General features: G+C 72.7%; 18 protein-coding genes. 7 read left to right on the forward strand and 11 right to left on the reverse strand.

Features of this window, described 5'->3' with window-relative positions:
- The first annotated feature begins 64 nt into the window (after positions 1-64).
- The 4 genes from IE316_RS06525 to IE316_RS06540 are packed head-to-tail and all read left to right on the forward strand — an operon-like array spanning position 65 to position 3,564.
- Positions 65-1,027: an ABC transporter ATP-binding protein gene (locus IE316_RS06525; RefSeq protein WP_190203306.1), complete on the forward strand. Its 963-nt coding sequence runs from the start codon at positions 65-67 to the stop codon at positions 1,025-1,027.
- Positions 1,017-1,925: an ABC transporter permease gene (locus tag IE316_RS06530; RefSeq protein WP_190203154.1), complete on the forward strand. Its 909-nt coding sequence runs from the start codon at positions 1,017-1,019 to the stop codon at positions 1,923-1,925. The genes IE316_RS06525 and IE316_RS06530 overlap by 11 nt, the downstream gene beginning before the upstream one ends.
- Positions 1,922-2,833, forward strand: coding sequence for an ABC transporter ATP-binding protein (locus tag IE316_RS06535; protein WP_190203155.1), 912 nt, complete (start codon positions 1,922-1,924; stop codon positions 2,831-2,833). Before IE316_RS06530 ends, IE316_RS06535 begins: the two co-directional genes overlap by 4 nt.
- Before the next feature lie 11 nt (positions 2,834-2,844).
- The gene (locus IE316_RS06540; protein WP_190203156.1) at positions 2,845-3,564 is read left to right on the forward strand and encodes an ABC transporter permease subunit; all 720 of its coding nucleotides are present in this window, start codon (positions 2,845-2,847) and stop codon (positions 3,562-3,564) included.
- A gap of 363 nt (positions 3,565-3,927) precedes the next feature.
- On the opposite strand, the gene IE316_RS06545 is transcribed toward IE316_RS06540, so the two are convergent.
- The 9 genes from IE316_RS06545 to IE316_RS06585 form a co-directional block, all read right to left on the reverse strand.
- On the reverse strand, positions 3,928-4,752 hold the full coding sequence (locus IE316_RS06545) for an HAD family hydrolase (protein WP_190203157.1): 825 nt from the start codon (positions 4,750-4,752) through the stop codon (positions 3,928-3,930).
- Entirely contained in the window at positions 4,749-6,026 is a 1,278-nt protein-coding gene (gene serS, locus IE316_RS06550; protein WP_190203158.1) for a serine--tRNA ligase, read from the reverse strand. The genes IE316_RS06545 and serS overlap by 4 nt, the downstream gene beginning before the upstream one ends.
- Before the next feature lie 597 nt (positions 6,027-6,623).
- Entirely contained in the window at positions 6,624-7,556 is a 933-nt protein-coding gene (gene pheA, locus IE316_RS06555) for a prephenate dehydratase (protein ID WP_190203159.1), read from the reverse strand.
- Between the two features lie 52 nt (positions 7,557-7,608).
- Positions 7,609-8,919, reverse strand: coding sequence for an iron uptake transporter deferrochelatase/peroxidase subunit (gene efeB / locus IE316_RS06560; RefSeq protein WP_190203160.1), 1,311 nt, complete (start codon positions 8,917-8,919; stop codon positions 7,609-7,611).
- Positions 8,920-8,927: 8 nt separating this feature from the next.
- Entirely contained in the window at positions 8,928-10,931 is a 2,004-nt protein-coding gene (locus IE316_RS06565; protein WP_190203161.1) for a copper resistance CopC/CopD family protein, read from the reverse strand.
- Between the two features lie 15 nt (positions 10,932-10,946).
- Entirely contained in the window at positions 10,947-11,417 is a 471-nt protein-coding gene (locus IE316_RS06570) for a copper chaperone PCu(A)C (RefSeq protein WP_190203162.1), read from the reverse strand.
- Positions 11,414-12,067 carry an SCO family protein gene (locus IE316_RS06575; RefSeq protein ID WP_190203163.1) on the reverse strand — a complete coding sequence of 218 codons (654 nt, stop codon included), beginning with the start codon at positions 12,065-12,067 and terminating at the stop codon, positions 11,414-11,416. Before IE316_RS06575 ends, IE316_RS06570 begins: the two co-directional genes overlap by 4 nt.
- An 89-nt stretch (positions 12,068-12,156) precedes the next feature.
- Positions 12,157-12,897: a YcnI family copper-binding membrane protein gene (locus IE316_RS06580; RefSeq protein ID WP_190203164.1), complete on the reverse strand. Its 741-nt coding sequence runs from the start codon at positions 12,895-12,897 to the stop codon at positions 12,157-12,159.
- Between the two features lie 129 nt (positions 12,898-13,026).
- A complete protein-coding gene (locus IE316_RS06585; protein WP_190203165.1) occupies positions 13,027-13,833 on the reverse strand; it encodes a hypothetical protein in 807 nt (268 codons plus the stop codon).
- Positions 13,834-14,054: 221 nt separating this feature from the next.
- Between IE316_RS06585 and IE316_RS06590 the strand changes: the two genes are divergently transcribed.
- On the forward strand, positions 14,055-14,501 hold the full coding sequence (locus IE316_RS06590; RefSeq protein ID WP_190203166.1) for an ATP-binding protein: 447 nt from the start codon (positions 14,055-14,057) through the stop codon (positions 14,499-14,501).
- Positions 14,502-14,516: 15 nt separating this feature from the next.
- Here the strand turns inward: IE316_RS06590 and IE316_RS06595 are convergent, their stop codons facing one another.
- A complete protein-coding gene (locus IE316_RS06595) occupies positions 14,517-15,980 on the reverse strand; it encodes an aminopeptidase P family protein (protein ID WP_190203167.1) in 1,464 nt (487 codons plus the stop codon).
- Positions 15,981-16,086: 106 nt separating this feature from the next.
- Complete coding sequence (locus IE316_RS06600) at positions 16,087-17,469, reverse strand: PP2C family protein-serine/threonine phosphatase (protein ID WP_190203168.1); 1,383 nt, start codon at positions 17,467-17,469, stop codon at positions 16,087-16,089.
- 620 nt (positions 17,470-18,089) lie between these two features.
- On the opposite strand from IE316_RS06600, the gene IE316_RS06605 reads away from it, so the two are divergent.
- Both IE316_RS06605 and IE316_RS06610 read left to right on the forward strand, forming a co-directional pair.
- Complete coding sequence (locus tag IE316_RS06605) at positions 18,090-18,752, forward strand: bifunctional DNA primase/polymerase (protein ID WP_190203169.1); 663 nt, start codon at positions 18,090-18,092, stop codon at positions 18,750-18,752.
- A 55-nt stretch (positions 18,753-18,807) separates the two neighbouring features.
- Complete coding sequence (locus tag IE316_RS06610; protein WP_190203170.1) at positions 18,808-19,578, forward strand: hypothetical protein; 771 nt, start codon at positions 18,808-18,810, stop codon at positions 19,576-19,578.
- The last annotated feature ends 70 nt before the right edge of the window (positions 19,579-19,648 follow it).

A 19,648-nucleotide genomic window follows, 5' to 3' on the forward strand; every position in this document is an offset into this window, starting at 1 on the left:
GCCAAGACGGCCCTCCGGGTTGACGACCGGCGTGGCGTCCGTCACTACCGTCAGGGACGTGACTGTGATCGCGACCGAAAGCCTGAGCAAGCGGTTCCCCCGGGTGACCGCTCTTGACCGGCTCACCGTGGACGTCGGACCGGGTGTGACCGGTCTCGTCGGAGCCAACGGGGCCGGCAAGTCTACGCTCATCAAGATTCTGCTGGGCCTCTCCCCGGCCACCGAGGGCCGCGCCGAAGTGCTCGGACTCGACGTCGCCACCAAGGGCGCCACCATCCGCGAGCGGGTCGGCTACATGCCGGAGCACGACTGCCTGCCGCCCGACGTCTCGGCCACCGAGTTCGTCGTGCACATGGCCCGCATGTCCGGCCTGCCGCCCACCGCCGCCCGCGAACGCACCGCGGACACCCTGCGCCACGTCGGCCTGTACGAGGAGCGCTACCGCCCCATCGGCGGCTACTCGACCGGCATGAAGCAGCGCGTGAAGCTCGCGCAGGCCCTGGTGCACGACCCGCGGTTGGTCTTCCTGGACGAGCCCACCAACGGCCTCGACCCGGTCGGCCGCGACGAGATGCTCGGCCTGATCCGCCGCATCCACACCGACTTCGGCATCTCGGTCCTGGTCACCTCGCACCTGCTGGGCGAACTCGAACGCACCTGCGACCACGTGGTCGTCATCGACGGCGGCAAGCTGCTGCGCGCCAGTTCCACCACGGACTTCACCCAGAACACCACGACCCTCGCCATCGAGGTCACCGACACCGACGAGCACCCCGACGGCACCCGCGCGGTGCGCGACGCGCTCCACGCGCGCGGGGTGAGCGTCGAGGACGGCAGCGGACTGCCCGGCGCGGGCCGGGTGCTGCTGCTCACCACGACCGGCGAGGAGACGTACGACCTGGTCCGGGACGTGATCACCGACCTCGGGCTGGGCCTGGTGCGCATGGAGCAGCGCCGGCACCACATCTCGGAGGTCTTCAAGGACAGCGACGCGGAGCGGAAGGAGGCGGTCGGCCATGGCAACTGAGCAGCCCACACCCGCCGCGGCGGGCGACCAGACCCGCATCCACAACATCGGCTACCGCGGCTACGACGGCCCGCGCCTCGGCCGCGCCTACGCCCGCCGCTCCCTGTACTCGCAGTCCCTGCGCGGCGCCTACGGACTCGGCCGGTCGGCCAAGACCAAGGTGCTGCCGATGCTCCTGTTCGCGGTGATGTGCGTGCCCGCGGGCATCATGGTCGCGGTGGCCGTCGCCACCAAGGCGGACGAGCTGCCGCTGAGGTACACGACGTACGCGGTCGTGATGCAGGCCGTGATCAGCCTGTACCTCGCCTCCCAGGCACCCCAGTCGGTCTCCCGCGACCTGCGCTTCAAGACCGTACCGCTGTACTTCTCGCGGCCCATCGAGACCGCCGACTACGTCCGCGCCAAGTACGCGGCCCTGACCTCGGCGCTGTTCGTCCTGACCGCCGTGCCGCTGCTCGTCCTCTATGTGGGCGCCCTGCTCGCCAAACTCGACTTCACGGACCAGACCAAGGGATTCGCTCAGGGACTCGTCTCCGTGGCACTGCTCTCGCTGCTCTTCGCCGGCGTCGGCCTGGTCGTCGCCTCCGTCACCCCGCGCCGCGGCTTCGGCATCGCGGCCGTCATCGCCGTGCTGACCATCCCCTACGGGGCGGTCTCCACCCTCCAGGCCATCGCGGACGTCCAGGACAGCTCCGGCGCCGTCCCCTGGATCGGCCTGTTCTCGCCGATCACCCTCATCGACGGCGTGCAGACCGCCTTCCTCGGCGCGACCTCCGGCTTCCCCGGCGGCACCGGCCCGTCGACCGCCGAGGGGCTGGTCTACGTCCTCGTCACCCTCGGCCTGATCGCCGGCTCCTACGGCCTGCTGATCCGCCGCTACAAGAAGGTGGGCCTGTGACAACCCTCAGCATCGACCACGTCTCCCGCTGGTTCGGCAACGTGGTCGCCGTCAACGACATCACCATGACGATCGGCCCCGGCGTCACCGGCCTCCTCGGCCCCAACGGCGCCGGCAAGTCGACCCTCATCAACATGATGGCCGGGTTCCTCGCCCCCTCCACCGGCACGGTCACCCTCGACGGACAGCCGGTCTGGCGCAACGAGGCCATCTACCGGCACATCGGCATCGTCCCCGAGCGCGAGGCGATGTACGACTTCCTCACCGGCAAGGAGTTCGTCCTCGCCAACGCCGAACTGCACGGCCTCGACGCCCGGGCCGCTCAGCGGGCCCTGGCCACCGTCGAGATGGAGTACGCGCAGGACCGCAAGATCGCCACGTACTCCAAGGGCATGCGCCAGCGCGTGAAGATGGCGAGCGCCCTCGTGCACGACCCCTCGCTCCTGCTGCTGGACGAGCCGTTCAACGGCATGGACCCGCGCCAGCGGATGCAGCTCATGGACCTGCTGCGCCGGATGGGCGACGAGGGCCGCACCGTCCTGTTCTCCTCGCACATCCTCGAAGAGGTCGAGCAGCTCGCCTGGCACATCGAGGTCGTGGTCGCCGGACGCCACGCGGCCAGCGGCGACTTCCGCAAGATTCGCCGCCTGATGACCGACCGGCCGCACCGCTACCTGGTCCGCTCCAGCGACGACCGGGCCCTGGCCGCGGCCCTGATCGCCGACCCGTCGACCTCCGGCATCGAGGTCGACCCGGCGGAGGACGCGCTGCTCATCCAGGCCGTCGACTTCGGCCGGTTCACGACCCTGCTGCCGAGGGTCGCCCGCGACCACGGCATCCGGCTGCTCACGGTCTCGCCGTCGGACGAGTCCCTCGAGTCCGTCTTCTCGTACCTCGTCGCGGCGTAGGAGGCCGAAGAATGTACGACCCCACAGTCGCCCGGCTCACCTACCGGGCCCTGCTCGGCCGCCGCCGGGCCCTCATCCTGGGCGCCCTGCCCCTGCTGCTGATCGTCATCGCGGTGGCGGTACGCGCCCTGACCGGCGCCGACGACCAGACCGCCACCGATGTCCTCGGCGGTTTCGCGCTCGCCACCATGGTGCCGATCATCGGTGTGATCGCGGGCACCGGAGCGATCGGCCCGGAGATCGACGACGGCTCGGTGGTGTACCTGCTCTCCAAGCCGATCAAACGGCCGACGATCATCTTCACCAAGCTGATCGTCGCGATCGCCGTGACGATGGTCTTCTCCGCGGTGCCCACGATGATCGCGGGCCTGATCCTGAACGGCAACGGCCAGCAGATCGCCGTCGCCTACACCGTCGCCGCGCTGGTCGCCTCCATCGCGTACGCCGCGCTGTTCCTGCTGCTCGGCACGGTCTCCCGGCACGCGGTGGTGTTCGGGCTGGTCTACGCGCTGGTCTGGGAGGCGCTGTTCGGCTCCCTGGTGCCCGGCGCCCGCACCCTCAGCGTCCAGCAGTGGTCCCTCGCGGTCGCCGAGAGGGTCGCCGGGGGCGACCTGGTCACCTCCGACGTGGGCCTGACCACCGCGACGGTCCTGCTGGTCGTGGTGACCGTCGCCGCCACCTGGTACGCGGGCCAGAAGCTGCGCACCCTCACTCTCGCCGGGGAGGAGTGAGGGGCGCGCGGACCGCCGGTTGACCGGTGGCGGCCGCCTTGGCCGGTGACGGTCGCCTTGATCAGTGGCGGTGGCCTTGGCCGGTGACGGCCGCCTTGATCAGTGGCGGTGGCCTGACCGGTGGCGGTCGCCTGACCGGTGGCGGTGGCCCGACCGGTGGCGGTCGTCTTAATCGGTGGCGTGCGCCCCGGCGGGGTCCGCACACTGGTCGGGTCCGCGCGCCGGGACGGGCGGTCGCTTCGAGCACGCGGCGCATCCCGCCCGCGTGGACCGCCCCTCCCGGTGCGCGCTCTGCGCCGTCCAGCCGTCCGGCGCGGGCCGGGCCGGACGGCCGCTCGGTGACCCGGCGGTGAGCGTGACCGCTCAGCCGTCGCCGAGCAGCTCCTCCAGTACCACCGCGATCCCGTCCTCGTCGTTCGAGGACGTCACCTCGTCCGCCACCGCCTTCAGCTCGGCGTGGGCGTTGGCCATCGCCACGCCCCGGGCCGCCCAGGCGAACATCGGGACGTCGTTGGGCATGTCGCCGAAGGCGATCGTGTCCGCCGCCTTCAGCTTCAGCCGGCGGGCCGCCAGCGACAGCCCGGTGGCCTTGGACAGGCCCAGGGGGAGCAGCTCGACGATGCCGGCCCCGGCCATGACGACCGTGACGAAACCGCCCGCGGTCCGCCGGGCCACCTCGGCCAGTTGGTCGTCCGACAGCGTCGGATGCTGGATGTAGATCTTGTTCAGCGGCGCGGACCACAGGTCGGACGCGTCGGTGAACGGAGTCGCCGGCAGCGACGCGCCGACCTGGTACCCGGGGCCGACCAGCACCTCGCCGTCCAGCCCGTCGCGGCTGGCGGCCAGGTACAGCGGGCCCGTCTCCGCCTCGATCTTGGCCAGCGCCACCCCGGCGAGCTGCCGGTCCAGCGTGACCGAGGTCAGTAGCCGGTGCTCCCCGGCGTGGTACACCTGCGCGCCCTGCCCGCAGACGGCCAGGCCGTCGTACCCGAGGTCGTCCAGGACGTGCCGGGTCCAGGGGACCGCGCGGCCGGTGACCACGATGTGGGCGGCGCCCGCCGCGGTGGCCGCGGCGAGCGCGTCACGGGTACGCCGCGACACCGTGTGGTCGGTGCGCAGCAGCGTCCCGTCCAGATCGGTGGCGACCAAGCGGTACGGGAAGCCCGTGCCGGCGGGGGCGTCGCTCACTTGGCCACCGGCTCCAGGATCTCCCGCCCGCCCAGGTACGGACGCAGCACCTGGGGCACCCGCACCGAGCCGTCGGCCTGCTGGTGGTTCTCCAGGATCGCCACGATCGTGCGCGGTACGGCGCACAGGGTGCCGTTGAGCGTGGCGAGCGGGCGGACCTGCTTGCCCTCGCGGACCCGGATCGACAGGCGGCGCGACTGGAACTCGGTGCAGTCCGAGGTCGAGGTCAGCTCGCGGTACTTGCCCTGGGTCGGGATCCACGCCTCGCAGTCGAACTTGCGCGCGGCCGAGGAGCCGAGGTCACCGGAGGCCACGTCGATCACCCGGAACGGCAGCTCCAGCGAGGTCAGCCACTGCTTCTCCCACTCCAGCAGGCGCTGGTGCTCGGCCGCCGAGTCCTCGGGGAGGACGTAGGAGAACATCTCGACCTTGTCGAACTGGTGGACGCGGAAGATGCCCCGGGTGTCCTTGCCGTGCGAACCGGCCTCGCGGCGGAAGCAGGGCGAGAAGCCCGCGTAGCGCAGCGGCAGCCGGTCGGCGTCCAGGATCTCGTCCATGTGGTAGCCGGCCAGCGCGACCTCGGAGGTGCCGACCAGGTACAGGTCGTCCTTGTCCAGGTGGTACACGTCCTGGGCGGCCTGGCCGAGGAAGCCGGTGCCGCCCATGGCCTGCGGGCGGACCAGCGCCGGGGTGAGCATCGGCGTGAAACCGGCGGCGGTGGCCTGGGCGATCGCCGCGTTGACCAGGGCCAGCTCCAGGAGGGCGCCGACGCCGGTCAGGAAGTAGAAGCGCGATCCGGAGACCTTGGCGCCGCGCTCGACGTCGATGGCGCCGAGCCGCTGGCCCAGCTCCAGGTGGTCCAGGGGCTCGAAGCCCTCGGCGGCGAAGTCGCGGATGGTGCCGTGCGTCTCCAGCGTGACGAAGTCCTCCTCGCCGCCCACGGGGACGTCGGGGTGGACCAGGTTGCCGAGCCTGGCGAGCAGGGCCTGGGTCTCCGCGTCGGCCGCGTCGCGCTCGGCGTCGGCGGCCTTGACGTCGGCGGCGAGCTGGCTCGCGCGCTTGAGCAGCTCGGCCTTCTCGTCGCCGGTGGCCTTGCCGATGAGCTTGCCGAGGCCCTTCTGCTCGGAACGCAGCTCGTCGAAGCGGACGCCGGACGACCTGCGCCGTTCATCGGCGGCGAGGAGGGAGTCGACGAGCTCGACGTCCTCTCCACGGGCGCGCTGCGACGCACGCACACGGTCGGGGTCCTCACGGAGCAGGCGAAGGTCAATCACGCGGCCAAGGCTACCGGTGCGAGGTGACGGCGTTCGACTCCCTATTGCCGGGCGCCGGTCAAGCCGGTTCGTCCCATTCGCCGGAACGGTGGAGGATTCGGCGGGGGATTGACCCGATTCCCTTGTGCGGAAGGGGACTTGGGGGCGCGCCGTCCACAGGAATCCACAGTCGCGGAAAGTTATCCACAGGCTGTGCGAAAGATCTGTGGACTGCCGAAACGATCATTCCGAATCGGACATCCGGGGTGAACAATGGACGAAGAATTCTTCTCCCAAACCCGCCACGGGCCCACTTTCGAGTGGGAACGCGTCCCTCCGGAGGATGGCGGGCAAGAAACAGGTGGACGAGGGGTGACCTGGAGACCTGTGGACGAAGATGTGCCCTGTGGGCCGATTTGTCGACTGGATGGCGGTTCGTTGTCGACTTGTCCCCAGGTCGAGAAGCGGACCTGTGGATAACTTCTGTGGATAACCAAAATCAGCAGATACGACGGTCGGATCCGCCGGAGCCATAGGACTCACCGGACCCATAGGACCCACCGGGCCCATAGGACCCACCAGCCCCACCGGACCCGTAGGTCTCGGTCACCCCGGCGGTCAGAACCGCCCGTCCTGGCACCGCGCGACCCAGTCCGCCGCCGCCACGAACTCCTCGTCGGACGTCCCCGGCAGCGTCGGACGCACCGCGGACGGCTCCACGCCCGCCCGCGGGTACGAACCGAGGAACCGCACCTGGAGGCAGATCCGCTTCAGCCCCGTCAGGGCCTCGGCCATCCGCCGGTCGGAGATGTGCCCCTCGGCGTCGACGCAGAAGCAGTAGTTGCCGATGCCCGCGCCGGTCGGCCGGGACTGGAGCAGCATCAGGTTGATGCCCCGGGTGGCGAACTCGCCCAGCAGGTCACGCAGCGCGCCGGGGTGGTCGTCGCGCTGCCACAGCACGACGGAGGTCTTGTCGGCACCGGTCGGCGCGGCCGGCCGGGCGGGCCGGCCCACCAGCACGAACCGGGTCTGGGCGTTCTCCGCGTCGTGGATGCCGGCCTCCAGCACCTCCAGTCCGTACCGCTCGGCGGCGAACTCACCGGCGAAGGCCGCGTCGTACCGGCCCTCCTGGACCAGCCGGGCGCCGTCCGCGTTGGAGGCGGCGGACTCCCAGACGACATCGGGGAGGTGGGTCCTGATCCAGTTGCGCACCTGCGGCTGGGCGACCGGGTGGGCGGTGACCGTCTTGATCTCCGACAGCTTGGTGCCGGGGCGGACCAGCAGCGCGAAGGTGATCGACAGCAGCACCTCGCGGTAGATCATCAGCGGCTGCCCGGCGACCAGCTCGTCGAGGGTGGTGGTGACGCCGCCCTCCACCGAGTTCTCGATCGGCACGAACGCTGCCTCGGCCTCGCCGCCGCGCACCGCGTCCAGCGCGGACTGCACGGACACGTACGGGACCAACTGGCGGGTCGCCGCCTCCGGAAGCGTCCGCAGGGCGACTTCGGTGAAGGTGCCTTCAGGGCCGAGATACGCGTAACTGGCTGGCATGGCCTCACCCTAATGCGCCGTACGCGCCCCTCGTACCGGGATCCGCCGGGGCTCACCCCTCCAGCAGGCGCTGCCCCACGTACTCGCCCTCGGCCGCCCCGCCCGGCACCGCGAACAGCCCGCTCGCCTCGTGCCGGACGAACGCCGACAGGGCGTCCCCGCGATCCAGCTTGCGCTGCACCGGCACGAAGCCGCGCAGCGGATCGGCCTGCCAGCAGATGAACAGCAGCCCCGCGTCCGGGACCCCGTCCGCGTCGAAGCCGTCGTGGTACGAGAAGGGCCGGCGGAGCATCGCCGCGCCGCCGTTCTGGTCGGGGCGGGTGATGCGGGCGTGCGCGTTGATCGGCACGACCAGGTTCCCGTCCCGGTCGGTCTTCTCCAGGTCCATCTCGGTCGTCTCGCCGCCTCCCGACAGCGGTGCCCCGTCCGCCTTCCGCCGCCCGATGACCCGCTCCTGCTCCGCGGACGACAGCTCCTCCCAGTCGTCGAGCAGCATCCGGATCCGGCGTACGACGACATAGGAGCCGTTCGCCATCCACGCCGGGTCCTTCGCGCCGGACTCCGGCACCCAGATCCGCTGCTCGAAGTCGGTGTCGGAGGGCTTGGGGTTGCGGGTGCCGTCGACCTGGCCCATCAGGTTCCGGGCCGTCATCGGGTGGGCGGTGGCGCCCGGCGACCGGTTGAAGCCGTTCATCTGCCAGCGGACCCGGGCGGCCGACCCGGCGTCCTTCTGGATCGCGCGCAGCGCGTGGAAGGCGACCAGCGCGTCGTCCGCGCCGATCTGCACCCACAGATCGCCGTTGCTGCGCGCCTTGTCGAGACGGTCGGAGGAGAAGTCGGGCAGCGGATCGAGGGCGACCGGCCGCTGCTTCTCCAGCCCGGTCCGGGCGAAGAAGCTGTGGCCGAACCCGAAGGTGACGGTCAGCGAGGACGGCCCCGCGTCCCGGGCCACGTCCGTGTCACCGGCACCGGCCGGTTCGCCCGCCATCAGCCGCCGGGCCGTGTCCGACCAGCGGCGCAGCAGCGCGGCGGCCTCTTTCCGCCCGGCGCCCGGCGCCAGGTCGAAGGCGACGAGATGGCCGCGGGCCTGCATCGGCGTGATGATGCCGGGCTGATGTTTCCCGTGAAACATCACCCGGCCCTCGCCCAGCGAGGTCAGCGGCGTGGCCCCGGCGGGCGCGGCGGCGTACCCCGCGGCGCCGCCCGCCGCGCCGAGCACGAGCCCGGTGGCACCGGCGGTACCGAGCAGCTTCCGCCGCGAGATGCCGCCCGCGGCGCCGGGCCGGGCCGTCCCGGCGGCGGGGGCCTCGCGGGAGTCGGGGGCGCCGGAAGCGGGGGCCTGCGGAAGGGTCTGGTCAGCCATGGTGCGGTTCAGCCGATCTGCGTGTTCTTGGAGACGGTCACCTGGTCGATGTCGGAGGTCCGTACCGTCGCGGCGACCTCCCAGTCACCGGCCATGGGCAACTGGACGCCGCTCGCCGACCAGTGTCCCGTGGTGATGTGGTCGGGGGCGACGGAGAGCGGCCCGATGTCCTTGGCCTTCAGGGTGAAGGCCAGCTTCAGCTCGGGGATGTCGACGGCACGGCCGTCCGGGGACTCGACGAAGACGTGCACGCTGTTGGCGCCCACGCGAGCGGGGTCGAGTTCGATCCGTACGACGCCCTTGCCGTCCTTGCCGCCGGTGTCGAAGGGCAGGTCCAGGGTGACCGCCCCGGAGGCCGAGGCGTCGCCCGAGGCGGCGGAGGACGAGGTGGCGGCCCGTGCCTCCTGCTCCGTACGCCCCGGTTCGGTCTGGGTCAGGACGGTGGTGACGGCCAGCAGGACCACGGCGACGCCCGCCTCGGCGAGCACGGAGCGGCGCAGTCCGGAGCGCCGCGGGTCGGCGTCCCGCAGCTTCTTCTGCCGCGCGGCATCCACCGCGGCCCGCTGCCGCGCGAGCTGAGCGGCCCGCGTGGCGTCTCCGACGGTTCCGGAGCGACCCGCGCTTTCGGAGGCACTCGCGCCTTCGGAGCCGTCCGCTCCTTCGGAAGCCCCTGTCCCCCCGGGGGCACCCGCTCTGCCGGAGCCGTCCGCTCCTTCGGAAGCCCCTGCTTCTCCCGACACGCCCGCCATCTCGACGGAATCCGCCCGGGAACCCTCCCCGGCCCCCGCCACCAACCGCCCCGTCCACCGCCGAGAAAAATACGCGACGCCCACCAGCACCCCCACCAGCACGATCTTGGCCAGCAGCAACTGCCCGTACCGCGTGTCGGTGAACGCCGACCAGGAGCCCAGTTGCCGCCAGGACTGGTAGGCGCCGGTCACCACCAGCGCGACCACGCTGGCGAAGGCGACCTGCGAGAAGCGGCGTACGGCGGAGGCGTCCACCGGTGTCGCCGCGGGCGCCCGGTACAGCGCGGCCAGCAGTGTGGTGAGCCCGCCGAGCCAGGCGGCGACGGCCAGCAGGTGGAGCACGTCGACCGGCATGGCCAGGCCCGCCTGGAGCCCGACCGAGGCGTGCTCGGACATCGCCCAGGTCGCGGCGAGCCCCACCGCCACCACGGTCCCGCCGACGGCGAGCCCGAAGGTGAGGTCCCGCTTCTCGTCGTCCTCCCGCTTGTCGTACGCCCCGAACAGCACCGCGACGAACAGCGCCGCCGCGGCGAGCAGCAGCAGCCGGGAGACCAGCGCCGCGCCCGTCTTGGTCTGGAGGACCTCGCCGAGCAGGCCCAGGTCGAAGATGTCGGCGACCTCGCCGGACCCGGTGTAGGAGCCGCGCAGCAGCAGCAGGGCGAGGGTGGCGGCGGTGAGCGCCAGCCACCCGGAGACCACCACCCGCTGCACGGTCCGTATCCCCGAGCCGCGCGGCCAGCAGGCGAGCACGAAGGCCGCGCCGCCGACCAGCACCACGAACCCGGCGTAGGCCACGTACCGCGCGAGGCCGTAGAGCCCGTCGACCAGCCCGCCGCCCCCGGTCTGGTCGCCGACCGCGACGGAGGTCTCGGAGGGGGCGCCGATGGAGAAGGCGAAGGCGCCGGAGACGGGGTGGCTGTCGGCGGAGACCACCTGGTAGGTCACGGTGTAGGTGCCGTCGGGCAGCCCGGAGTGGAGTGCCACGCCGTACGTGGTGCCGCTGACGTTCTCCGGGTCGCCCCGGTCGACGCGCCGGCCCTCGGGGTCGAGGACGCGCAGCGAGTCGTCGTCCAGGGAGACCGATTCGGAGAAGGTGAGCGAGACCCGGGCCGGGGCCCGGTCGACCACCGCCCCCTGCTGCGGATCGCTGCCGGTCAGCGCGGCGTGCGCGGCGGCGGGGCCGGCGGCGGCGAACAGCGCGCAGACCGCTGCCAGGAGCAGCAGTACCAGCGTGCGGGCCCGTGGGGCGGCGGTCTGCGTCAAGGTTGGTCCCCTCCCTCAGTGCCCGGCGGACGGCCGGTACGTGGCCGGCTTCACCGGCATCGCGACCGTGACGGGGTCGGAGCCGGTGAAGTGGAGTGCGACGGAGACCGTCTCACCCTGCTTCGGCCGCTGCTTCAGCTTGTCGAACATCAGGTGGTTGCCGCCGCTCTGCAGCACGAGCTCGCCGTGGGCGGGGACCGGCAGCCGGTCGACCTGGCGCATCGCCCCGTCGACCGTCTCGTGCACGGTGACCTCGCCGGCGTCGCTGGTCACCGAGGTCAGCTCGGCCGCGGCGCCGCCGTCGTTGGCGATGGTCAGGAACCCGGCCGCCATCGAGTCGGAGACCGGCTGCGGCATGTAGGCGCCGCTGACCGAGATCCGCGCGGCCGTCTTCCCCGCGTCCCCCGCCCCGGAGTCCTCCGAGCCGCACCCCGTGAGGACCAGCGCGCCGGTCAGCACCGCCGCGCACAGCACGGGGCCTCTCACGGCTTCTCCCCCTTGATCAGCTTGGGCAGGTCGGCGGTGTAGTCGTCCACGGTGGCGTCCTCGCCGTAGAGCACGTATCCCGCGTCGGTCTTCGGGGAGAAGGCGATGACCTGGGTGCCGTGCGTGGAGACGACCTTGCCGTCCTTGTCCTTCTTCGGCGCCTCGATGGAGATGCCGAGCGTGCGGGCGCCGGCCTGGATGGTGTCGAAGTCCCCGGTCAGGCCGATGACCTGCGGGTCGATGCCCTTCAGCCAGGTGCCGAGGGCGGCGGGGGTGTCCCGCTCGGGGTCGGTGGTGACGAACACCACGCGCAGTTCGTCCTGTTCGGCCTTGGGCAACTGCTTCTTCGCCACGGCGATGTTGTTCATCGTCAGCGGGCAGACGTCGGGGCAGTTGGTGTAGCCGAAGTAGATCAGCGTGGGCTTGCCCGCGGTCCGCTCGCGCAGGTCGTACTTCTCGCCCTGCGTGTCGGTGAGGACCAGGTCCGGCTTCTCGAACGGCTTGTCGAGGACGGTGGCGGCCTGCTGGGTGGCGGGGTCCTCGGAGACCACGGTGACCGGCCGGTCGGCGTCGTTGTCGCCGCCGCAGGCGGACAGGGTCAGGGAGGCGGCGGCGAGCAGGGCCGCCGCGGCGAACGTCTTCTTGCGCATAGAGAAATGTCCCAGTTGTGTGTGCACCGGCGCGCACCGGGGTCCCCCGGTCGGGGCGGGACCCCGGCGCGCGCCGGACGAGAGGTGCGTCAGGCGCCCGCGCGCCGACGCCCGGCCAACACGCCGTAGCCGATGCCCGCCGCCCCGACGACGATGCCGACGATGCCCAGGACGCGGGCGGTGGTGTCGGTCCCACCGGAGGAGTCGTCGTCGGCCTCGGCGGCGGTGGTCTCGGCCGCCGCCGCGGTGTCGTCGTCGGCCGCCGCGCCGGCCGAGCCGCCGTGGGCGTCGTCCTCGGCGTCGGACAGGTGGAGCACGGGGGCCGGGTTCTCGGGCTCCTCCTGGCCCTCCTGCGGCACCTCGATCCAGCGCACGACCTCCTTGTTGGAGTACGTCTGGACCGCCTTGAACACCAGCTCGTCGGCGTCCTCGGGCAGCGCGCCGAGGGAGATCGGGAACTGCTGGAAGTACCCCGGGCGGATGCCGTCGCCGTCCGCCGTCCAGGTCACCTTGGTGACGGCCTTGGTGATCTTCTCGCCGTGCGACTCGATCGGCTTGTCCAGCGTGCCGACGGTGACCTTGGTGTCCCAGCCGTCGACCGCCTGCGGCATCACCGACGCCAGCGGGTGGTCGGCGGGCAGGGTGACCTCCAGCTTGGTGGTGGAGGCGTTGTCGCGCTCGTTGGGGACCTTGAAGTTGACCGTCGCGTAGCCGCCCTTGGCGGCCTCGCCCACCGGCTGCACGCTGACGTGCGCGAAGGCGGGGGAGGACAGGACCAGGACGGTGGCACCGGCGACGGCGCCGGCGGCGGCGATACGGGAAGCCTTCATGACAGAACACTCCGCTTCGATGAGTTCCGCGGACTCCGGTGGAGCCCGGTGAGGGGAAGACGCGCACACGCGCGTGCCGCACGACGGCGTCCCCCTCCACCGGTGCGGCGGAGCGGCGGGCGCGTCGTGTCAGGCGGCGAGGACGAGCGCGGCGGCGGGCGGTCCCCGCCGGATCACCGAGTGCTGGAGTGCGGTGGTACGCAGCCGTACCGGCGCGAGCGGGCCGGTGCGCGGCAGGCGCGCGACCGCCCCGGCGGCGTCCGGCAGCCCGGCGCACAGCACGCGCACCAGCGCCAGCGCGGCGCGCAGGGCGCGGACCAGCGCCCCCTCGGCGACCGTGTGCGCGGAGTGCGCCGACAGTTCGACGAGCCGGGCCAGGGCCAGGTCGCCGCGGCGCAGCAGCCAGCCGGTGGCGACGGCCGCGAGGAGGTGCCCGAGCAGCATGGGCAGGGACGGCAGCAGGGAGCCCAGCCCGTCCCCGCCGGAGGCCGCCGCGTCCGCGGGATGGTGCGTGTGGGTGCGGGGGGCGAGCCGCGCGTCGGTGAGGATGCGCTGGGCCCGGGCGGGGCTGATCGCCGCCGCGGTGGTCCCGCACAACAGCTTCGCGGCCTGCTGGACCAGCGTCGCGTCGGCCTCCGTACCCGCGGCGGTGGCGGCGGCCGGCGTGCTTCCGTGCTGCCCCAGGCCGAACAGGGCGTGCAGCACCGTCTGCCCGGCCGCCAGCAGCGCCACGATCCCCGGCAGCGAACGCTCCCGTCCGGCGAGCGGCGCGGCGACCGCGATCACCCCGAGGAACCCGGCGCCCAGCGTCCACGCCGGGACTCCGGCGCAGGAGGCCAGCGAGTGCCCCGCCCCGGCCAGCACGACGCAGACCGCGGCGAACACCGCGGCCCGCAGCAACCGGAGGTCCTTCCCGGCGGGGTGGGGGGCAGTCATGGCGGCCCCATCATCGCACCGGCCCCACCCGCCCCGTACGGCAGGTCCACAAGATGCCGTACGACCGGAAGGTCACCTTCTGTAGAGGACCGTCCCTCATACACGGGGCACCACCGGGACGCATCCGCCGTATGGGCGGTCTCACGTCAACGCTGCGCTTACGGCCCGGCACACCGGGCAATACGTAACGGTATGTCGAGCCGCGGCCGGGAGGCTGGAGCATGAGCATCTGGTGGTCACTCCATCTGCGGCGCGAGGCCGCGAGCGTGCCGCTGGCCCGCCGCCTGCTGATCGGCACCATGGAGACCGCGGGCGTCGATCCCGACATCTCCTACGACCTCTCCGTCGCCCTCAGCGAGGCGTGCGCCAACGCCGTGGAGCACGGCGGGGACGGCGATCAGGGCGGCGCGGGCGAGGCGTACCGCGTCACCGCCTACCTCGACGGCGAGCGCTGCCGGATCGAGGTGACCGACACCGGGCCCGGCTTCCCCGGCGCCCCCGCGGTCCGCCCGGCGCCCGTGGACGCGGAGCACGGCCGGGGCCTGGGCCTGATCCGGGAACTGGCCGACCATGTGCACATCGGCACCGCGCCGGGCCGGCGCGGTGCCGTGGTGAGCTTCGACAAGATCCTCAAGTGGCGGGAGGACGCCCCGCTGGTGGCGGTGTGAACTCCCGCGCGCCGCTCAGCCCTTGAGGGCGGCCATCCACGCCTCGACCTCGTCGGAGCGGCGCGGCAGCGCGGCCGACAGGTTCCGGTTGCCGTCCTCCGTGACCAGGATGTCGTCCTCGATGCGGACGCCGATGCCCCGGTACTCCTCCGGCACGGTCAGGTCGTCGGCCTGGAAGTACAGCCCCGGCTCCACGGTGAGCACCATGCCGGGCTCCAGCGTCCCGTCGACGTACGCCTCCACCCGCGCGGCGGCGCAGTCGTGGACGTCCATGCCGAGCATGTGACCGGTGCCGTGCAGCGTCCAGCGGCGCTGCAGGCCCAACTCCAGCACCCGCTCCACCGGACCCTCCACGAGCCCCCACTCGACCAGCTTCTCGGTCAGCACCCGCTGCGCGGCGTCGTGGAAGTCGCGGTACTTGGCGCCCGGTCGCACCGCCGCGATCCCGGCCTCCTGGGCCTCGTAGACCGCGTCGTAGACCTTCTTCTGGATCTCGCTGTACCGGCCGCTGACCGGCAGCGTGCGGGTGACGTCGGCGGTGTAGTACGTGTGCGTCTCCACGCCCGCGTCCAGCAGCAGCAGGTCGCCGGAGCGGACCGGGCCGTCGTTGCGCACCCAGTGCAGGGTGCAGGCGTGCGGGCCGGCGGCGGCGATGGTGCCGTAGCCGACGTCGTTGCCCTCCACGCGGGCGCGCAGGAAGAACGTGCCCTCGATGTAGCGCTCGCTGGTCGCCTCGGCCTTGTCGAGGACCTTCACCACGTCCTCGAAACCGCGCACGGTCGAGTCGACCGCCTTCTGCAGCTCGCCGATCTCGAAGCCGTCCTTCACCAGGCGGGCCTCGGAGAGGAAGACGCGCAGCTCCTCGTCGCGCTCGGCGGTGACCTTGTCGGTCAGGGCGGCCTCGACACCGGCGTCGTAGCCGCGCACGACGCGGACCGGGCCGGTGGCCTCGCGCAGCCTGCCCGGCAGTTCCCGCACGTCGGCGGCGGGGATGCCGTACAGCTTCGCGGCCTCGGTGAGGGAGTGCCGGCGGCCGACCCACAGCTCGCCCTGGCCGTCCAGCCAGAACTCGCCGTTCTCCCGGTCGGAGCGCGGCAGCAGGTAGATGGTGGCCTCGTGCCCCTCGCCCTTGGGCTCCATGACCAGGACGCCGTCCTCGGTCTGGTTGCCGGTGAGGTACGCGTACTCGACGGAGGCGCGGAAGGGGTACTCCGTGTCGTTGGAGCGGGTCTTCAGGTTGCCCGCCGGGATCACCAGGCGGTCACCGGGGAAGCGGGCGGAGAGCGCGGCGCGGCGGGCGGCGGTCTCGGCGGCCTGGGCGATCGGCTCCAGGTCGCGCAGCTCGGTGTCGGCCCAGCCGGACTTCATGTTCTCGGCCAGCTCGTCGGAGACGCCCGGGTACAGGCCGTTCTTCCGCTGCTTGATCGGCTCTTCCTCGGTGGTCTCCGGGGTCTCCGGAAGCTCCTCCGCCACGGTCATCCTCCTCGATACGGCACTGGACCACCCCCCATCGTACGGTCGGACGGAAGGGGGCCCAGGGGCGAAGGACCTGTTACACCTGGCCTTACTCGAACTACATCTGGCCTTACTCGAAGCCGACCGCCAACAGGACGACGTCCTCCTCGGAGTCGGCCCGGTCGGCCCCGTCCGGCAGGACGGTCCGCAGGACGTGGTCGGCGACGGCCTCCGGATCGTGCCGCTTGGCGCGGGGGACGCCGGCCGCCGCCGCGTGCAGCCGGGCGAAGGCGCGGTCGGCCGGGTCGCCGGTGCGGCGCAGCAGCCCGTCGGTGTACAGCAGAACCGTCTCTTCAGGCTCTGCCTGCACCTCCACGCTGGGCGCCTCCCAGCAGGCCAGCATGTTCAGCGGCGCGGAGAGGGAGGTCTCCACGAACTCGGTGCGCCGGGCGCCGGTCAGCAGCGGCGGGCAGTGCCCGGCGCCGGCCAGCGTGATCCGGCGCAGCGCGGGCTCGCAGTACCCGAACAGGGCGGTCGCCGAGCGGGCCGGTTCGGTGAGCCGGAGCAGCAGCTCCAGGTCGGACAGGACGGCGACCGGGTCCTCGCCCTCCATCACCGCGTACGCCCGCAGGGAGGCGCGCAGCCGGCCCATCGCGGCGACCGCGCCCGGCCCCGACCCGGTGACGGAGCCGACGCTGAGGCCGAGCGCCGCGTCCGGCAGCGCCAGCGCGTCGTACCAGTCGCCGCCGCCGCGCGGCCCGGTGCGGTGCCGGACGGCGATCCGGACCCCGGACACCCGCGGCAGCCGGGACGGCAGCAGCTCCTCGGCGAGGGCCGCCATGCACGCGCGCGTGCGCTCCGTCTCCAGCAGCCGGGCGAGGTGTTCGGCGGCGTAGCGGACGTACAGCCCGGCCAGGTGCCGCTGCCGCTCGCGGGGCTCGGCGGGCTCGTCGTACAGCCAGACGGCGGCTCCCAGGCGGCCGGCGTCGGTGCGCAGGGGGAGCGCGAAGCTGGCGGCGTAGCCGAGGCGGACGGCGACCTCGCGCTGCCGGGGGTCCAGTCCCTCCTCGGCGAACAGGTCGGGCTCGGCGATCCCGGCCTCGCCGACCGGCAGCCCCTCCAGGATCCGCCCGTACGCCGAGGCGCCGCGCGGGACGGTCTCCAGGTGGCCGAGGTCGGCGCGGGCCAGTCCCAGGCCGGTCGTGGTGTCGGGGCCGAGTCCGTCGGCCGGTTCCAGTACGACGAGGCCGCGCCGGGCGCCGACCAGGGCGGCACCGGCCCGCAGCAGTTCCTGCGCCGCGTCGGCGAGGGAGCCCGTACGGGCCAGCCGTTCGGTCAGTTCGTGCAGCGTGGTCAGGTCGGAGACCCAGCCGGCCAGCCGGTCCTGGAGGAGGGCGCCCGGTGCGGCGGGGGAGGCCGGCCGTGTGACCGGTGTGACAGACGCGACAGTGTGTGCCGGTGGGGGAACCGTTGAATCGATTCCAGCCACTTTCGGAGGCAGCGGGGCGTTCATGGCAACCGGCTTTCCGACCGGCGCATACTGCTCAAAAGCATTGCGAACCCCCATGTCTTCTGCGCCGCCAGCAGTGTCTCCACATGTACACGCACTCGTGAGGGGATGTCCAGCATTGTCCTGCTGGGATTCCTGGTGTCCGTGGGACGTGAGCGACTTCCTTCTCGACATCTTGCGCAAAATCAAAGTTGGCTTGAAACTACCCTGGAGGACGGCTTGTTGGGGTCGACTGGGGGTGCTCCACGGAGCGTCACAGCGGTCGTGATGGGTACGTACTCGGTGAAAGCCGGGACCGGTGGCAAGCCACCCGGAACCCGGCGGTGCAACCGGGCGTCCTATCCACCGACGACCGTGCCCCATCCTCCCGTGGCGGAGGCGGAGAGAAATACGCGGGACGGCAAAACGCCAGACTTCGCCACCCCCGCGCCCCGCCCGTGCTTTTGATGGACGCAGTATGGACGGACCGGCCGCGGACGCAGCCAGTGCTCGGCCCATAGGGGTTCCCCTTGCCTCCAGCAGGGGTGTGATGCGCCAACAGCTACGCACAGCGAAGTGATCGACACATGGTGTGATGTGGACCACGGTGTTGCCAGGCGTGCAACGGAAAGGAACGAGCGCTCATGCGCGAGATCCTCGGAAGGCGACGCGGGCTCCTGTCCCAGCGCGACACAGGGCCTGACCTGCTCAGCGCGGCCCTGACCTGCGCCACGGAATGGCAGTGGCCCGTCCTCCCGGGCGTGGCGGCGGACCTGCGGGGGCGTTCCCGCTGCTGCTGCCCCGACCCGGAGTGCACGGTGCCCGGAGCGCATCCCTTCGACCCCGGCCTCCTCGCGGCCAGCACCGACGCGCGCATGGTGCGCTGGTGGTGGACCAACCGCCCGGCGGCACCGATCGTCCTGGCCACCGGCGGCACGGCACCCTGCGCGGTCTCCCTGCCCGCGCTGCCGGCCGCCCGCGCCCTGACCGCGCTCGACCGGACCGGCATCCGCCTCGGCCCGGTCGTCGCCTCCCCGACCCGCTGGTCGATCCTGGTCAAGCCGTACTCCATGGCGCAGTTGGGCGAGCTGCTCTACGCCAAGGACTTCGTCCCCGGCTCCCTGCGCTTCCACGGCGAGGGCGGCTACCTCGCGCTGCCGCCGTCGGAGACCGGCCGGGGCACCGTCCGCTGGGAGCGGGCCCCGCTGCCCGGCTCGGCCTCCCCCTGGGTGCCCGACGTCGAGGCCGTGGTCGACGCGGTGGTCGACGCCCTCACTCGTACGGGTGTGAGCGCGCCCGAGTTGTAGCGGCGCCCGGCGCGGGCGGGCCCGGTGCCCGGCCGCGGTCGTTATCGTCCGCCTCATGCCGCTGCACCCTGGAGAGCCACGCGCGGACGCCGGACGCCACCGCGCCGGTCCGGACGCCCGGCGGCTGCGGCTGTTCGCCCTGGTGGGGGTGGTCACGGGCGCGGTCGTCCTGCCGTACGCCGTGGCCACGGCCGGCTCCGAACGCGGCCGGCCGGGCGGCACACCGCCGGACCGGGACGACCGGACCGCCGGAGTCCTGGAGGGCACCGGCACCCTGGGCGCCGCCCGCGCCGGGGACGGCACCGGTACGGGAGACGGTACGGGCCCGGAGGACGACGCCGGTGCCGCCGCGGCCGCCGCGGCCGCCGCGGCCGGTGGCGGCACCCCGGCCGGGGACGGCGAGGGGCCGTGGCGAGCCGGGGGCGACGCGCCGGACGCCGGGCCCTCCCCCACCGCGACGGCACTGGCCCCGGGCCTCGCCACCACCGCGCGCTGCGGACCCGAACTGGCCTCCCCCGAGGGCATCGAGGCACAGACCTGCGTCCTCACCCAGGGTGAGCGGACCTGGGGGCGGACCTACTACCGCAATGTGACCGCGCGCCCCCTGGACGCGGTGCTGAGTCTGCTGGGGCCCGCGGGCCGCACCCTCCGCACGCGCTGCCCGGTGGCCGCCGGGGACGCGCCGGAGTCGTGCGACACACCACGGGAACGTGCCCGGGGCCCCGCGGGTTCCTACACGGCCGTCGCGGAGTTCGCGGACCGGGCCGGCTACGGCCCGCTGCTGCTCCGCACCGGAAGCAACTCCCCCGCGAGAACGGGCAGTTGACACCCGACTGCGGACCGTGAACGCCCGGAGGTACGCAAAGGCCCGGTTGCTGGCGACGGGGGATGCACCA

The sequence above is a fragment of the Streptomyces fumanus genome (genome assembly GCF_014655295.1).
Classification (GTDB): domain Bacteria; phylum Actinomycetota; class Actinomycetes; order Streptomycetales; family Streptomycetaceae; genus Streptomyces; species Streptomyces fumanus.

Coding starts and splice junctions, on each gene's coding strand:
- IE316_RS06575 (WP_190203163.1), bottom strand. CDS start 12,067: ATGCGCAAGAAGACGTTCGCCGCGGCGGCCCTGCTCGCCGCCGCCTCC.
- IE316_RS06610 (WP_190203170.1), top strand. CDS start 18,808: ATGCCGCTGCACCCTGGAGAGCCACGCGCGGACGCCGGACGCCACCGC.
- IE316_RS06600 (WP_190203168.1), bottom strand. CDS start 17,469: ATGAACGCCCCGCTGCCTCCGAAAGTGGCTGGAATCGATTCAACGGTT.
- IE316_RS06605 (WP_190203169.1), top strand. CDS start 18,090: ATGCGCGAGATCCTCGGAAGGCGACGCGGGCTCCTGTCCCAGCGCGAC.
- IE316_RS06580 (WP_190203164.1), bottom strand. CDS start 12,897: ATGAAGGCTTCCCGTATCGCCGCCGCCGGCGCCGTCGCCGGTGCCACC.
- IE316_RS06530 (WP_190203154.1), top strand. CDS start 1,017: ATGGCAACTGAGCAGCCCACACCCGCCGCGGCGGGCGACCAGACCCGC.
- IE316_RS06585 (WP_190203165.1), bottom strand. CDS start 13,833: ATGACTGCCCCCCACCCCGCCGGGAAGGACCTCCGGTTGCTGCGGGCC.
- IE316_RS06540 (WP_190203156.1), top strand. CDS start 2,845: ATGTACGACCCCACAGTCGCCCGGCTCACCTACCGGGCCCTGCTCGGC.
- IE316_RS06595 (WP_190203167.1), bottom strand. CDS start 15,980: ATGACCGTGGCGGAGGAGCTTCCGGAGACCCCGGAGACCACCGAGGAA.
- efeB (WP_190203160.1), bottom strand. CDS start 8,919: ATGGCTGACCAGACCCTTCCGCAGGCCCCCGCTTCCGGCGCCCCCGAC.
- IE316_RS06590 (WP_190203166.1), top strand. CDS start 14,055: ATGAGCATCTGGTGGTCACTCCATCTGCGGCGCGAGGCCGCGAGCGTG.
- pheA (WP_190203159.1), bottom strand. CDS start 7,556: ATGCCAGCCAGTTACGCGTATCTCGGCCCTGAAGGCACCTTCACCGAA.